The 14,036-nt window shown below is 68.8% G+C and carries 12 protein-coding genes; 8 read left to right on the top strand and 4 right to left on the bottom strand.

The window, feature by feature from the left end:
• Positions 1 to 132 precede the first annotated feature (132 nt).
• Positions 133 to 1,314, bottom strand: a complete 1,182-nt coding sequence (locus ACORQU_RS02850) for a GumK N-terminal domain-containing glycosyltransferase (protein ID WP_491643291.1) — start codon at positions 1,312 to 1,314, stop codon at positions 133 to 135.
• A 260-nt stretch (positions 1,315 to 1,574) separates the two neighbouring features.
• On the opposite strand from ACORQU_RS02850, the gene ACORQU_RS02845 reads away from it, so the two are divergent.
• Positions 1,575 to 2,084: a hypothetical protein gene (locus tag ACORQU_RS02845; RefSeq protein ID WP_491643290.1), complete on the top strand. Its 510-nt coding sequence runs from the start codon at positions 1,575 to 1,577 to the stop codon at positions 2,082 to 2,084.
• A gap of 30 nt (positions 2,085 to 2,114) precedes the next feature.
• Here the strand turns inward: ACORQU_RS02845 and ACORQU_RS02840 are convergent, their stop codons facing one another.
• Entirely contained in the window at positions 2,115 to 3,371 is a 1,257-nt protein-coding gene (locus ACORQU_RS02840; protein WP_491643288.1) for a 6-phosphofructokinase, read from the bottom strand.
• Positions 3,372 to 3,504: 133 nt separating this feature from the next.
• Between ACORQU_RS02840 and ACORQU_RS02835 the strand changes: the two genes are divergently transcribed.
• The 3 genes from ACORQU_RS02835 (at position 3,505) to ACORQU_RS02825 (ending at position 6,249) form a co-directional block, all read left to right on the top strand.
• Positions 3,505 to 4,077: an adenylate kinase gene (locus ACORQU_RS02835; RefSeq protein WP_271646864.1), complete on the top strand. Its 573-nt coding sequence runs from the start codon at positions 3,505 to 3,507 to the stop codon at positions 4,075 to 4,077.
• A gap of 94 nt (positions 4,078 to 4,171) precedes the next feature.
• Positions 4,172 to 5,614 (top strand): UDP-N-acetylmuramate:L-alanyl-gamma-D-glutamyl-meso-diaminopimelate ligase, encoded by a 1,443-nt coding sequence (mpl, locus tag ACORQU_RS02830; protein WP_491643285.1) that lies wholly within the window; start codon positions 4,172 to 4,174, stop codon positions 5,612 to 5,614.
• A gap of 56 nt (positions 5,615 to 5,670) precedes the next feature.
• Positions 5,671 to 6,249 (top strand): LON peptidase substrate-binding domain-containing protein, encoded by a 579-nt coding sequence (locus tag ACORQU_RS02825; protein WP_271646862.1) that lies wholly within the window; start codon positions 5,671 to 5,673, stop codon positions 6,247 to 6,249.
• A gap of 32 nt (positions 6,250 to 6,281) precedes the next feature.
• Here ACORQU_RS02825 and ACORQU_RS02820 read toward each other — a convergent pair whose 3' ends face one another.
• Positions 6,282 to 8,318, bottom strand: coding sequence for a bifunctional DedA family/phosphatase PAP2 family protein (locus tag ACORQU_RS02820; protein ID WP_491643283.1), 2,037 nt, complete (start codon positions 8,316 to 8,318; stop codon positions 6,282 to 6,284).
• 88 nt (positions 8,319 to 8,406) lie between these two features.
• Here ACORQU_RS02820 and ACORQU_RS02815 point away from each other — a divergent pair, with 88 nt between their 5' ends.
• Positions 8,407 to 9,225, top strand: a complete 819-nt coding sequence (locus ACORQU_RS02815) for an SDR family oxidoreductase (RefSeq protein ID WP_491643281.1) — start codon at positions 8,407 to 8,409, stop codon at positions 9,223 to 9,225.
• A 74-nt stretch (positions 9,226 to 9,299) separates the two neighbouring features.
• Positions 9,300 to 9,722 carry a VOC family protein gene (locus ACORQU_RS02810; RefSeq protein ID WP_491643279.1) on the top strand — a complete coding sequence of 141 codons (423 nt, stop codon included), beginning with the start codon at positions 9,300 to 9,302 and terminating at the stop codon, positions 9,720 to 9,722.
• A gap of 18 nt (positions 9,723 to 9,740) precedes the next feature.
• Here the strand turns inward: ACORQU_RS02810 and ACORQU_RS02805 are convergent, their stop codons facing one another.
• A complete protein-coding gene (locus ACORQU_RS02805; RefSeq protein WP_491643277.1) occupies positions 9,741 to 10,604 on the bottom strand; it encodes an ion transporter in 864 nt (287 codons plus the stop codon).
• A gap of 210 nt (positions 10,605 to 10,814) precedes the next feature.
• On the opposite strand from ACORQU_RS02805, the gene ACORQU_RS02800 reads away from it, so the two are divergent.
• Positions 10,815 to 12,680, top strand: a complete 1,866-nt coding sequence (locus ACORQU_RS02800) for a hypothetical protein (protein WP_491643276.1) — start codon at positions 10,815 to 10,817, stop codon at positions 12,678 to 12,680.
• Between the two features lie 84 nt (positions 12,681 to 12,764).
• Positions 12,765 to 13,991: an acetylornithine transaminase gene (locus ACORQU_RS02795; RefSeq protein ID WP_491643274.1), complete on the top strand. Its 1,227-nt coding sequence runs from the start codon at positions 12,765 to 12,767 to the stop codon at positions 13,989 to 13,991.
• Positions 13,992 to 14,036 lie beyond the last annotated feature (45 nt).

Genomic DNA, 14,036 nt, shown 5'->3' with positions numbered 1-14,036 from the left:
ACGGAGTCGGGCAAGAGTGCAGGCCACGGGGCTCCGGGTCATGACGCAGTGCCGCGCGGGCTCGCGTCAGGGCGGAGCGAGGGGAACGTGTCCCGCGCGCCCTGCCACGACCTGGGCGCGGGACGCGACAGGTTAGGCGCCGACCGTCTCGCCCAGGTCTTGCTGGGTCGGCGCCGTGTCCCGCTCAGGGACAGGCATGCTGTCCGGATCGGCCGAAGAGGGCTTGTTCTGCACGGCCTTGGCGTGGGTCAGCATCAGTTCGGTCGCGCCGTGCCAGCTCAGGACCTTGCTGTTGTCGATCAGGGCACGGTCATAGGCGAGTGCCCGCCGAAGCGCGGCGACGATGCTCTGGGCATCGCCCGGCTCGTAGGCCGCCATGTGGTCAGCGCTGGCGGCGAAGGTCGGGGCGATGATCGGCAGCCGGCAGTAGGTGTACTGCATCATCTTCATGCTCGACTGGCTCAGGTAGTCGGCATTGGGCGCCGGCCGGTAGGGCGCGATGCCGGCATCGGCGTGCTGGATGTAGGGCACGATGTTGTCAAACGGCACCTCGCCATGGGTGACGACGTTGGCCAGGGTGGTGTCCAGGCGGGCTTTCTTGCCGAACAGGTGGAAGTTCACCTCTGGCGCGGCCTGGGCCATGGTGGTGATGGCGTCAGCGTCGAAGAGCATGTCGCCCACGCTGACCACGTTGCGCGTGCCGGCCGGATAGGGCGAGATGCTGGACTCGTCGAACAGGGCCTTGTCCAGCCCGTGCGGGATGTAGCGGACGTTCTCGGCGTGCGGGTAATCGGCCACCATCACCTCGGCCGGCACACGGACCAGATCGAAATACGGCAGGGCCTGATGCTCGGCCTCGAAGATGATCGGGTGGTAGCGCAGCGTGGCGATCCGGTCGCAGACGCTGTAAATGAACGTGGCATTGGGGAAGCGCTTGGCCAGCGAGGGGACCAGGCACAGCCCAGCGCCGTTCTCCACGATGAAGACATCCACATCGGCGATGCCCTCAAGCAGATTGCGAGAGAGCAGCAGCGGATACAGTGAGAACAGCGGCTTGGTCAGCAGATCCACCGCAGCCTGGCCCAGCGACAGGGGGTGGAACATCGGGCGCCATAGGTGCTTGCGCACGCCGGGCGCCACATTGATCCAGGCGTTGTAAGGTCCCTGGAACTGTCGGGCCTGCGGCTTGAACTTGGTCAGTGGGCTCAACCCAATGGTGACGAAGTCCACCTCGTCGCCCCGGGAGGCCAGGACGTCGGTCCAGAAATGGAAATCCACCTTCCTGGCTGACGAAGCCTCGTGCACCGTCAACATGACTACTTTCATCGAGCACCGTTTGGATGACGCTGGGGGGGGCGACTGAAGGCACGCAGTCGCGACACGCCAGGCCGATCGGCCTGTTCGCGTCTGTAGATCAGAACGCAGAATACGTGAGAACCTGGTCACACTACGTCATCGGTTCCGTTCACTCGTGCTGGTCGGGCCGCGATGCCCGACGAACGGTCGCCCATACCGGGCATTCAGCAAGTCCCTGCCAGCCTGCCGGACCTTAGGTTCTTGCGCAGGAGTCGCCGATGTCCGCCCTGGTTCTACGTTGCTGCAGCTTGGTCTTTCTGCTCCCCGCCCTCGCGCTGGCCCAGGCGCAGCCTGAGATTCGGCGCCCGGTCGGCACGCCACAGGCGGTCGGGGCGCTGCACACGGTGCGGCAGATTCCCGAGGCCTGTACCCGGATCGAAGGCACCTTCACCGGAGATGCCGCCAATCCGTATGCAATGACCCTGGTCCGCACCAGTCCCACCTGCCAGGCCCGCGCCACTTTCATGGACTACGACAAGGTGCAGCCCAGCGTCGACACCGGTTGGAAGCTCAACGACATCATCAAGGTGCCCTCGGCCAGTTGCAGTGGCCAAGTGGCCGTGGTCCAGGTCTGGCGCAAACCAGCCGGGCAGGCGCTGAAGCTGGATGGCCAGGAGCGCGCCCGCATCTATCTGCAGGACGCCAAGGCGCAGGCCGCGGCCGGCAAGCTGGCCGCGCTGCCGGCGTATGCGGCCAAGCTGGAGATGGAGGGCACGCCCTGCCGCTGACCTGCCGCGGCGCGGTCAGCGGCAGGCGGCTCAGGCATCCCAGGCCGGGAGGATCTTCTTCACCGGCACGTTCTTCAGGGTCACGTAGCGGGGCAGGCCGTCGCTGCCGTAGGGCAGCGGGGCTTCGCCCTTGATCAGGGGGGCCAGGTAGGCGCGGGCCTTGGAGGTGATGCCGAAGCCGTCCTTGCGGATGAAGCTGGCCGGCATCGTCTTCTCGTGGTTGGCCACCTTGGACAGCGGCGCCGGCTCGATCTTCCAGCGGTACGGCGCGTCCGAGGTACGCACGATCACCGGCATCACTGCGTTCATGTCCTTCAGCGCGTATTGCACCGCCGCGTTGCCGACGGCCTGGGCTTGGGCCCAGTCGGTCTTCGAGGCGATATGCCGGGCCGAGCGCTGCAGGTAGTCGGGCAGGGCCCAATGCACCTTGTATCCCAGCGTCGCCTTGACCTTGCCGGCCAGGTAAGCGGCCACGCCGCCCAGCTGCGCATGGCCGAACGCATCGGCGCCCCCGCCCGCATCGGCCACGAAGCGGCCATCGGCGGTGCGGATGCCCTCGCTGGCCACGACCACGCAGTAGCCGACCTGCTTGACCACCTTGTCGACCTGGGCCAGGAACGCCGCCTCGTCATAGGCGCGTTCGGGGAACAGGAGGATGTGTGGCGCATCGGCCGGCGTCGGGCCGGCCAGGCCGGCCGCGGCGGCCAACCACCCGGCATGGCGGCCCATGGCCTCGTACACGAAGACCTTGGTCGACGTCTGCGCCATCGCCGCGACGTCCAGGGCCGCCTCGCGCACCGAGACGGCGGTGTACTTGGCCGCCGACCCGAAGCCCGGGCAGGTATCGGTGACGGCCAGGTCATTGTCGATGGTCTTGGGCACGCCCACGCAGGTCAGCGGATAGTCAAAGGCCTGGGCCAGCTGGGACACCTTCCACGCCGTGTCGGCCGAGTCGTTGCCGCCGTTGTAGAGGAACCAGCGCACATGATGGGCCTTGAGTACCTCCAGCAGGCGTTCATAGCGGGCACGGTCGGCCTCCAGCGATTTCAGCTTGACCCGGCACGAGCCGAAGGCCCCGCCGGGGGTATGGGCCAGGGCATTGATCGCCGCCAGCGACTCGCGCGAGGTGTCGATCAGGTCCTCGTGCAACGCGCCCAGGATGCCGTTGCGGGCGGCCAGGACCTTGATCTTGTGGCGCCTTGCCTCGCCGATGACGCCGGCGGCGGTGGCGTTGATGACGGCGGTGACGCCGCCGGACTGGGCATATAGAAGCGTGGGTTTCACCATCGTCCTACCTTGGGCGCATGACCGGATGGGGTAAGCTTCCCACATCGATGCGCCGGCCGCGTCGGCGCCGCCGCCAGGCTGGCAGCCCAGGCCCGCTCCCCAAGTTTCCTCATTGAATGTTTGGAGTGACACGATGCGATTGGTTCTCCTGGGACCCCCGGGTTCGGGCAAGGGTACGCAGGCCACGCGCCTGAAGGACTTCCTCAAGGTGCCGCATATTTCCACCGGCGACCTGCTGCGTGGCGAGGTCGCCGCCGGGACCGAACTGGGCAAGCAGGCCAAGGCCGTGATGGACGCCGGCAACCTGGTGTCCGACGAAATCCTGCTGGGCATGCTGGAATCGCGCCTGTCCCAGGGCGATGTGGCCAACGGCTTCATCCTGGACGGCTATCCGCGCAACCTGGCCCAGGCCGATGCCCTGACCCGGCTGCTGGAGCGCATCGGCCAGCCGATGGACGCCGCCGTGCAGCTGGACGTGCCGACCGATCTGCTGGTCGAGCGCATCGCCGGCCGCGCCAAGGCCGAAGGCCGCGCCGACGACAACCCCGAGTCGGTGCGCAAGCGCCTGGAAGTCTACGAAAGCAGCACCGCGCCGGTGATCAGCTTCTACAAGGACCAGGGGCGCCTGACCGTGGTCGATGGCGTGGGCGAGCTGGATGAAGTCACCAAGCGCCTGACCGACGCGCTGGCCACCGACAAGGCCTGAGTGGCGGATTGTCGGTGACGATGAAGGCGCCCGCGGGGCGCCTTTTTCGTTTGCGGCGGTCGTGCCGCTGGGCCTGATCGGCGACAATGCGTGCATGAGCAAACTGCATATCCTGGGCATCGCCGGCACCTTCATGGGCGGCGTGGCCGCGCTGGCCCGCGAGCAGGGCCACACTGTCGAAGGCAGCGATCAGGCGATCTATCCGCCCATGTCCACCCAGCTGGAGCAACTGGGCATCGAACTGGCCCAGGGCTATCTGCCCGATAACATCTCCCCCGATTGCGATGCAGTGATCGTCGGTAACGCCCTCTCGCGCGGGAATGCCGCGGTGGAAGCGGTGCTCGATGAGGGCCGTCGCTACACCTCCGGCGCGCAATGGCTCAGCGAAGCGGTGCTGCCGGGCCGCACGACGCTGGCGGTGGCCGGCACCCACGGCAAGACCACCACCACCACGATCCTGGCCTATCTGCTGGAAGCGGCCGGGCGTGCGCCGGGCTTCCTGATCGGCGGGGTGGCGGAAGATTTCGGCGTGTCGGCCCGGCTGGGGCGTCCTGTGGCTGAACCCGCATCCGGCGCTGCGCGCCTTTCTCTTTCGGAAGGAGAAGGAAGCAAAGTGCCGGCCCTGGCGGACCGGCCACTGTTTGTCGTGGAAGCCGACGAGTACGACACCGCCTTCTTCGACAAGCGCAGCAAGTTCGTGCACTACCGCCCGAGCGTGGCGATCCTCAACAACCTGGAATACGACCACGCCGACATCTTCCCCGACGTGGCCGCGATCCAGCGCCAGTTCCACCACCTGGTGCGCACCGTGCCGGCCAATGGGCGGCTGATCGTCAATGGTGCAGACGCGCGCCTGGACGAGGTGCTGGCGATGGGCTGCTGGACGCCGGTGGAACGCTTCGGCTTCGAGGCGTCGCTGGACTGGAGCGCGCGCCTGATCGCCGCCGATGGCAGCGCCTTCGCCGTGCTGAAGCAGGGCGTGGAAGTCGGTGAAGTGCACTGGCCGCTGCTGGGCCGCCACAACGTGCTCAACGGCCTGGCCGCCCTGGCGGCCGCCGCCGCGGTCGGCGTGGACCTGGCGTCGGTGATGCCGGCGCTGGCCGACTTCCGCGGCATCAAGCGCCGGCTTGAGGTGATTGGCCAGGCGCGCGGCATCACCGTCTACGACGACTTCGCCCACCATCCCACCGCGATCGCGACCACGCTGGAAGGCCTGCGGGCGAAGGTGGGTGACGCACGCATCGTGGTGGCGATGGAACCACGCAGCAATTCGATGCGCCTGGGCGCGCATGCCGAGGCATTGGCGCCGTCGCTCGCCGGTGCCGATGCCGTGGTCTTCCTGCATCGCGCCGCGCTGGCGTGGGATGCGGGGAAGGTGATCGATGCGGTGCGCGGGGATGCGCGCGCGGTGCCGGACAGCGATGCATTGCTGGCCGCGCTGGGTGAGGTGGCACGCACGGGCGACCATGTGGTCTTCATGTCCAACGGCGGCTTCGACGGTGCGCCGCGGCGGTTCCTGGCCGCGCTGCAGGCCTGAGGCGACGTCAAAACAACGTGCAGGACGCCTCCTGCGCGCCTGTTTACACTGAGGCCATGCCCGCGACCGAATCCTTGCCCCTGTTCCCGTTGCACACCGTGCTGCTGCCTGGCGCTGGGCTCGGGTTGCGTGTGTTCGAGCGGCGGTATCTGGATTTGATCCGCGAGTGCGGCCGCAGCGGCAAGGGCTTCGGCGTGTGCCTGATCCTGGATGGCGAAGAGGCTGGCACGCCGGCCGCGCCGGCCGCTTACGGCACCGAGGCCACCATCGAGGACTTCGGCACCGGTGAGGATGGCCTGCTCAACCTGCGCCTGCGCGGTGGTCGGCGTTTCCACGTGCAGCGCACCCGCGTGCGCGACAACGGGCTGGTCGTGGGGGAAGTGGACTGGTGCGAACCGGAGCCTGACGACGAGCTGCGGCCAGAACACGGCCTACTGGCCACCGTGCTGGAAAAAATTTTCGAGAAGGCCGGGGCGACCCCGCCGGGCATGACGCCCCGCGACCTGGACAGCGCAGCCTGGGTCGGGTGGCGCCTGGCCGAATTGCTGCCATTGAGCGATGCGCAGCGCCTGGCGGTGCTGCAGGAAGACGATCCGCATGCGCGGCTGGATCATCTGCTGGCCCTGATGGCCTGAGTCGCCCCTCGCGACCCGATCCTGCGCAGGCGTCAGGGCGGTGAGGTTCTGGCCTTGACCGGTGCCAGCACGGTCGCCGGCTCGCGGTCGGTGCGCAGACGCAGAACGGGCAGTCCGGTGGCCGGGTGCGGGGCGATGGCTTGCGGCAACCCTGAGACCGACGCGGTCACCGCGTCCAGCGAGGCGTTGGCGTCGGCCAACGGACGCCACAGGCCGACCAGGCCCAGCAGGGTCCGATGCTCCAGGGTCTGCGCCCCGCCGATCCACAGCGGAACCTCCCCGGGCTGCAGCAGCAGGGGGGTGGACCACAGCCGCAGCGCGTACTGCTGGTCCGGGCGCGGGCCGGGTTTGAGCATCAGCAGGCTTTCGGCGTGGGTGTCCAACGTGGCCGGCAGGACCGGATGCCCCTGTGGCGGCAGGTCGCCATCGAGCAGCTGCAACGCACGTTCCCAGCCGGCCTGCCGCTGCAGGCGCCAGCCATCGGCCTCCAGGCGACGCACCAGCGGCTGCAGCGGGCCGGCCATCTGCACGTCCAGCGGCCAGCGCTGTTCGTCGTCGAACTCGTTGCGGGTCGCCGGCAGGGTGCGCCATGCGTCGGCCCACCAAGCGTCCAGCGGTAGCGCGATGGGGGTCAGGGAGGCGTCGAACCGGTCCAGGGTCGCGTCCACCGCGCGTGGCGCATGCCATAGGGCGGCCAGCGCGAACACGCCGTAGAACATCCATGCGAGGGGCTTGATCCACAGGGCGCGGCTGGTGCGGCGGCGGTAGGCCACGCCCAGGATCAGCAGCCACACCACGCCCAGCAGCATCCCGCCGATCACGTCGCTCAGCCAGTGGGCGCCCAGGTAGACCCGGGCGAACCCGATCGTGCTGACCACCATCCCGGCGACCATGTAGGGCCAGGCCCGGTCGCGTCCGGGCAACTCGCGCGCGATCAGCACGGCGAAGAAGCCGAAGATGATCGTGCTCATGGTCACCGCGATGGAGGGGAACCCGAACCCGCCGCTGACCGTGGGCGGCTTGGGGATGTCCACCATCGCGCCCAGCCAGGCGGTCAGCGCCAGGCCAAAGGCGATGGCGGCCAGCCAGTGACCTGCCGCCAGCCAGCGCTTGCGCCAGGCCAGATAGCCAAGCACCGCCAGCGCGGCCGGGCCCAGTACATCGGCATCGCCCAGTGCGGCCACCGCCGCGAGCGGCCGGTCGGCCAATGGGTTGCGCAGGCTGTGCATCAGCTCGAACAGCCACAGGTCCACCCCCAACGGTTCGCCGTGGCCCACGACGATCACCAGGAAGGCGAACAGCAGCCAGGCCACCGCAAGCAGCGCGACCGCCAGGACGGCCAGCGAAACGGTTTCCCGACGGCCGGGATCGAAGATGGCTACCGAGTAACGGCCCAGCACCGGGTGCGCGCGCGACCACGCCAGGCCCCGGGCCAGCAGGCTGTCGGCGTGATCGGCAAACCACCGATAGCTGTAGAGCACCGTCGCCCAGATCGCGCCGAGCACGACCAGCAGCAGCCCCAGCACCACCGCCAGGCGGCCGGCCACCGCGGCCACCGCGTCGTAGGCCTGGCCCAGCAGCCAGCCCGGCAGCAGGAACAGCACCGCCCAGGACACCGCCGCGGCAGCGCTGGCCGGCAGATAGCGGCGCAGTGGCATGTCCAGCATGCCGGCCACCGCAGGCACGAAGGGCCGGACCGGTCCCACGTAGCGAGCGATGAAGATCGCCTTGAGGCTGTTGCGGCGGAACAGGCGCTCGCCACGTTCCAGCAACTGGGGATACCGCCGGAAGGGCCCGAATCCGCGCAGTTGGGTGCCCCAGCGTCGCCCCACCCAAAAGCTGACCCCGTCGCCGGCGAAGGCACCCAGCGCCGCACAGGCGATGGCGTAAGGCGCAGAAATCTTGCCTAGCCCGATCATGACGCCCACCGCCGTCAGCAGCGGCAACGCCGGGACGATGGCCCCCACGATCACCAGCGCATCGGCGAAGGCCACGAGCAACACCACCGCGCCGGCTGCGGCCGGATGTGCGGTGATCCAGTCCAGCAGTCCATCGAACCAGGAATCCATCGGCGCGATTATAGAAGGGCCAAGGTGTCCGCCCCGCTAGACTGTGCCGCCGCGGGGCATCCGGCTCCGGCGTGCTGAGGGAGCGTTCATGTCCAGTCTGTCCGGCAAGACCTTGTTCATTACTGGTGCCTCGCGTGGCATTGGCCTGGCCATCGCGCTGCGCGCCGCCCGCGACGGGGCCAATGTCGCCATCGCCGCCAAGTCGGCCGTGCCCAACCCCAGGCTGCCGGGCACCATCCATACCGCGGCGCAGGCGGTGAACGACGCCGGCGGGCAGGGCCTGGCCCTGCAGTGCGACATCCGTGAGGAAGACCAGGTGCGCGCGGCGGTGGCCGCCACGGTCGATGCCTTCGGCGGGATCGACATCCTGGTCAACAACGCCAGCGCGATATGGCTGCGCGGCACGCTGGACACGCCGATGAAGCGATTCGACCTGATGCAGCAGGTCAATGCGCGCGGCAGCTTCCTGTGCGCGCAGGCCTGCCTGCCGCATCTGCTGCAGGCCCCGAACCCCCACATCCTGACCCTGTGCCCGCCGCCGTCGCTGGACCCCAAGTGGTGGGGACCGCATACCGGCTACACGCTGGCCAAGATGGGCATGAGTTTCGTGACCCTGGGCCTGGCGGCCGAGTTCGGTCCACAGGGCGTGGCGGTCAACGCGCTGTGGCCGCGCACGCTGATCTCCACCGATGCTTTGAACATGATTCCCGGTGTGTCCACGGCCAATGGTCGCGCCCCGGCGATCATGGGCGATGCGGCGCATGCGGTGCTGGTGCGCGAGGCGGCCGGCTTCTCCGGCCAGTTCCTGATCGATGACGAAGTGCTGGCGCAGGCGGGCATCACCGATCTGTCCGGCTACGCGGTCGATCCGGATCAGCCGCTGCTGCCGGACCTGTTCCTGGACTGAGCGTTCGCACGGCGGCGCCTACACTGCACGGCCCGGCGGCGCCACGCCGCGTTCGAACGGAGTTTTGCGACACCATGAAATACCTGCACGCCATGATCCGCGTCCACGACCTGGACGCCACCTCGAAGTTCTTCACCGAGGGCCTGGGCCTGGTCCAGACCCGGCGCAAGGACAGCGAGGCGGGCAAGTTCACCCTGGTCTACTTCGCCGCGCCCGGCCAGCCGGAGGCCGAGATCGAGCTGACCTACAACTGGGGCTCGGACGAGGATTACGGCAGTGCCCGCAACTTTGGCCACCTGGCCTTCGAGGTGGACGACATCTACGCTACCTGCGCGCACCTGCAGGCCATGGGCGTGACCATCAACCGCCCGCCGCGCGATGGGCATATGGCCTTCGTGCGCAGCCCGGACCTGATTTCCATCGAACTGCTGCAGAAGGGTGCGGCGCTGGCCCCGGCCGAGCCGTGGTCCTCGATGGAAAACACCGGCGTCTGGTGAACCCGCCGTGCCGCTGCCTTACGGCATCGGCGCGTGCAGGGCGTGGCCGCAGCCGCGGCAGTGGCGGGCGTCGGGCTCATGGCCTTCCAGCCCGCACTCCGGGCAGCCGCGATGGTCGTGGTTGGCGCTGGCCTCGCGCAGGCCAGCGGCCAGTTCGGCGGTATAGATACCGGTGGGCACGGCGATGATGCTGTAGCCGATCAGGATCAGCAGCGAGGTGATGCAGCGTCCCAGCGTGGTCTGCGGGGCGATGTCGCCGAAGCCGACCGTGGCCATGGTGACGATGGCCCAGTACATGCTGGTGGGGATGCTGGTGAAGCCGTGCTCGGGCCCCTCGACCAGGTACATCAGCGCACCGAAGATCACCACCAAAGTCAGCACGGTGCTGACAAACACGGCCACCTTGCGCCGGCTGCGCCACAGCGCGCTCATCAGCACGCCGGACTCTTCCACGTACTGGGTGAGCTTGAGAATGCGGAACAGGCGCAGGATGCGCAGCACGCGCACTACCAGCAGGCTTTGCGCGCCGGGGATCAGCAGCGAGGCATAGCTGGGCAGGATCGACAGCAGGTCGATCACGCCCCAGATGCTCATCGCATAGCGCAGTGGCCGGCGGACCACCACCAGGCGCAGCAGGTATTCGACGGTGAACATCGCGGTGAAGGCCCACTCGACCACGTACAGCACCGTGGCATAGCGTCGATGCAGGTCCTGCACGCTGTCGACCATGATCACCAGGACGCTGGCGATGATGGCCACCACCAGCAGCAGGTCGAAGTTGCGCGAGGGCGCGTCGTCATGCCGGTAAATGATGTCGAACCAGCGCTTGCGCCAGCCGGTCTCGGTTGCCGGGTTGAGTTGGGGATTGGAGAGCAGTCGCATCAGAGCATTGTGGCGCGGGCTGGTCGAAGCGTCACATTTCGCACGCCTTGATCCTTCTTTAGACCGCGGGGCCAGGCTGCACGCAGGCTGAGTGGTCCGGCCGCGTGGCGCGGCCTGCGACCGTATGATGCGCGCCTGTTCGCGGTGCGGGGCTTGCGCCCTCGTGCTGACGCGAACTCCTCCCTCGCCCTGATCGACGCCATGCAATCCATGTCTTCCGCCACCGCCCGTGTGCGCTGGCCTGCCTTCGCTTATGCCGCGATCGTGCTGGTGGCCTGCGTATTCGCCTTCGTGCAGTTGGGTCGCAGCAACTACTGGGCCGACGAGTTGTTCACGGTGTTCGTGATCGGAGGCGACGGCGGTCTGCACGGACTGTGGCAGCGCGCGCTGACTGACGTGCATCCCCCGCTGTACTACGTGCTGCTGCAGGGCTGGAGCCGGCTGGGCGACCTGTCCGAAGCCTGGCTGCGTCTGCCCAGTGCGGTGTGTGCGGTCCTGGCGCTGCTGCTGACCGGCCGCCTGCTGTGGCGGCGCTTCAGCCCGATGGCGGTGGGCTACGCGCTGGCCGTGGCGGCGGTGTCCACGTTCTGGTTCGAACAGGCGCAGAACGCGCGCAGCTACGGCCTGTGCATCCTCATCGCCGCCGGGCTGATGGGCGTGGGCCTCTGGCTGCGCGAACACGCCGCCGCCCGAGTCCGCTTCCCGCTGCTGGCCTTCGCAGCGCTTGTCGTCTTGGGACTGGCCGGCAGTTTCGTGCACTTCTATCTGTTGCTGTTGACCGGCATGGTGATGGCCTGGCTGCTGGCGGTGCCGCGCCTGCGGTTGCCGGTGATCGCCGCCGGGCTGGCGATTCTTGCGGCGGTCGGGGGGTACACCTGGCTGTTGTGGCACGCCACGGCGCAAGACGTGGGGCACACCTGGTACCACGCCGATGTCGGGTTCTTCTGGTCCCAGACCCGCATGGCCAACAAGCACCTGGCCACCGCGGCCTCGGGCTGGGCGCTGACGGGCCTGTGCGTGGCCGCGTTGTGGCGACGGCTCCGCCACGGGCGCGGCAGCCTGAAGGCGCGGGTCCCTGCTGGGGGCTCGGCAGTGGCGCGGCTTTCACTGCTCGTGATGGCCGGCATGGTCGTCAGCGGGATCCTGGTGAGCTGCCTGCTGGCGCCGTCGTATTCGGCCCGGAACCTGCTGACTGCGTTGCCGTTCATTTGCGCACTGCTGGCTTGGCTGTACGACGCGGCCGGCCCGGTAAGCCCGACCCGGGCCAACCGGGTGATGGCCGCGCTGCTCGTGGTCGCGGTGGGCGCGCAGCTTTGGCTATTGAGCGGCCGGTTCGTGCAGCGTAATGAGCCCTGGCGTGACACTGCGGCTTTCGTGGCGGCCATCCCCGGCTGCGCGGGGCAGGTCGTGCCGGTGATGCATCCCTACAAGTTCGGACCGCCGACGCCCGCGTTCCGTCAGTTGGCCGAACGCGATTTCTTCGGGCATTACGCGCCGCCCGGCATGTCGATCCAGTCCTGGATGCCAGGGGAGCTGACCGGCCGTCGCCCCGTCCCGGCGCTGGCCGCGCTCCTGGCCGAGCGTGCGGCCGCCGCGGGCAGCGGTGCCTGTCCGCTGCTGGCCTGGGCAGTGCATGACCTGGACGACGAGGGTGCGCGGCTGCTGGCCCAGGACCTGGCACGCGCACCGGGGATCGCACCGCGCCGGGTGGTCCTGCAGACATTCCTGCGGGCCCGGCGGCATACCGCCGGCTGGCGTCCAACCGAGGACGGCTTCGTGTTCTATGTCCTCCCGCCGGCAGCACCTGGCGTGGCGGCGGTCGATCCCGGTCCGCTGGTGGACATGCCGGCTGGTGTACTGGGCGAACGCGACGTCGTCACCCTGCTGGATCCGCCGACGCAGACGCCGCGCGGCGTCCTGGATCACTTCTTGGTCCAGGCCTGGTCGGATGGTCATCTGCTACGCAGCCAGAGCGTGGCAGCGCGGCGGGTCACCTGCACCGGCCCACTGCGCGCCGACGATGACATCCGTCCGGCCCCAGACTCACCGGCCTGTACAGGCGACGCTGTCCGCTGAAGCGCCGCCCGCGGCCACACGCTGGCCGCGCCGATGCGCGACAATGCCGGGTTCATCCCCCTCGTCAGCACAAGGTTCACCGCCATGACCGCCGCCTCCGACCTCATCGCCTCCGCCAAGCAGTACACGCTGAGCGTGTATCGCCAGCGCGAACTGGTGCTGGAGCGAGGCCAGGGTGTGCGCGTGTGGGATACCGACGGCCGCGAGTACATCGACCTGTCCGCCGGCATCGCCGTGTGCGGCCTGGGCCACAACGACCCGGACCTGACCGCGGCGCTGATCGAGCAGGCCGGCAAGCTCTGGCATACCAGCAACATCTTCTACAGCGAGCCGCCACTGCGCCTGTCGCAGGAACTGGTGGAGGCCTCGCGCTTCGCCAGTCGCGCCTTCCTGTGCAACTCCGGCGCCGAGGCCAATGAAGCGGCGATCAAGCTGGTCCGCAAGTGGGCTGCCGAGCAGGGGCGCGGTCCGGACAAGCGCGTGATCGTGACGTTCCGCGGCAGCTTCCATGGCCGCACCCTGGCCACGGTCACCGCCACCGCGCAGCCCAAATACCAGGAAGGCTACGAGCCGTTGCCGGGCGGCTTCCGCTACGTCGACTTCAACGACCTGGCCCAGCTGGAAGCGGCGATGGCGCACGGCGACGTGGCCGCGGTGATGATCGAGCCGGTGCAGGGCGAGGGCGGCGTGGTCCCGGCCGCGCCAGGCTATCTGAAGGCCATCGAGGCGCTGTGCCGCCAGCACGACGCGCTGCTGGTGCTGGACGAGATCCAGTGCGGCATGGGCCGCACCGGCGCGCTGTTTGCGCACTGGCACGACGGGGTCACCCCCGACATCGTCACCCTGGCCAAGTCGCTGGGCGGTGGCCTGCCGATCGGCGCGATGCTGGTCGGATCGCGTGTGGCCGAGGTGATGCAGTTCGGCGCGCATGGCACCACCTTCGGCGGCAATCCGCTGGCCTCGGCGGTGGCGCGCGTGGCGCTGGCCAAGCTGGGCTCTGAGGCCATTGCGCAGAACGTGGCGCGCCAGGCCGAGGCGCTGCGCGCGGCGCTGGCCAGGATCGATGCCGAGTTGGCGTTGTTTTCCGAGATCCGTGGCCGTGGCCTGATGATCGGCGCGGTGTTGCGCCCCGAGCACGCCGGCCAGGCCGCGGCGATCCTGGACCAGTGCGCCGCACACGGCCTGCTGCTGCTGCAGGCCGGCCCGGACGTGCTGCGTTTCGTGCCGGCGCTGAACCTCACCGAGGCCGAGCTGGCCGAAGGGCTTTCGCGCTTCGAGGCCGCGCTGGGCGCCTGGAAGGCCGCGCGCTGACCCCAACGAAAAGCGCTGGCGCTGAATGGGTGTGAGCCGCCACGG

The organism is Pseudoxanthomonas sp. JC1303, from assembly GCF_058448525.1.
The sequence above is the reverse complement of the archived record's forward strand: the minus strand, read 5'-3'. Positions and strand labels throughout refer to the sequence as shown.

What these genes read in the sequence shown, in the direction of transcription:
- ACORQU_RS02850 (WP_491643291.1), bottom strand. Translation starts at nt 1,314, where the DNA reads ATGTTGACGGTGCACGAGGCTTCGTCAGCCAGGAAGGTGGATTTCCAT.
- ACORQU_RS02845 (WP_491643290.1), top strand. Translation starts at nt 1,575, where the DNA reads ATGTCCGCCCTGGTTCTACGTTGCTGCAGCTTGGTCTTTCTGCTCCCC.
- ACORQU_RS02840 (WP_491643288.1), bottom strand. Translation starts at nt 3,371, where the DNA reads ATGGTGAAACCCACGCTTCTATATGCCCAGTCCGGCGGCGTCACCGCC.
- ACORQU_RS02835 (WP_271646864.1), top strand. Translation starts at nt 3,505, where the DNA reads ATGCGATTGGTTCTCCTGGGACCCCCGGGTTCGGGCAAGGGTACGCAG.
- mpl (WP_491643285.1), top strand. Translation starts at nt 4,172, where the DNA reads ATGAGCAAACTGCATATCCTGGGCATCGCCGGCACCTTCATGGGCGGC.
- ACORQU_RS02825 (WP_271646862.1), top strand. Translation starts at nt 5,671, where the DNA reads ATGCCCGCGACCGAATCCTTGCCCCTGTTCCCGTTGCACACCGTGCTG.
- ACORQU_RS02820 (WP_491643283.1), bottom strand. Translation starts at nt 8,318, where the DNA reads ATGGATTCCTGGTTCGATGGACTGCTGGACTGGATCACCGCACATCCG.
- ACORQU_RS02815 (WP_491643281.1), top strand. Translation starts at nt 8,407, where the DNA reads ATGTCCAGTCTGTCCGGCAAGACCTTGTTCATTACTGGTGCCTCGCGT.
- ACORQU_RS02810 (WP_491643279.1), top strand. Translation starts at nt 9,300, where the DNA reads ATGAAATACCTGCACGCCATGATCCGCGTCCACGACCTGGACGCCACC.
- ACORQU_RS02805 (WP_491643277.1), bottom strand. Translation starts at nt 10,604, where the DNA reads ATGCGACTGCTCTCCAATCCCCAACTCAACCCGGCAACCGAGACCGGC.
- ACORQU_RS02800 (WP_491643276.1), top strand. Translation starts at nt 10,815, where the DNA reads ATGTCTTCCGCCACCGCCCGTGTGCGCTGGCCTGCCTTCGCTTATGCC.
- ACORQU_RS02795 (WP_491643274.1), top strand. Translation starts at nt 12,765, where the DNA reads ATGACCGCCGCCTCCGACCTCATCGCCTCCGCCAAGCAGTACACGCTG.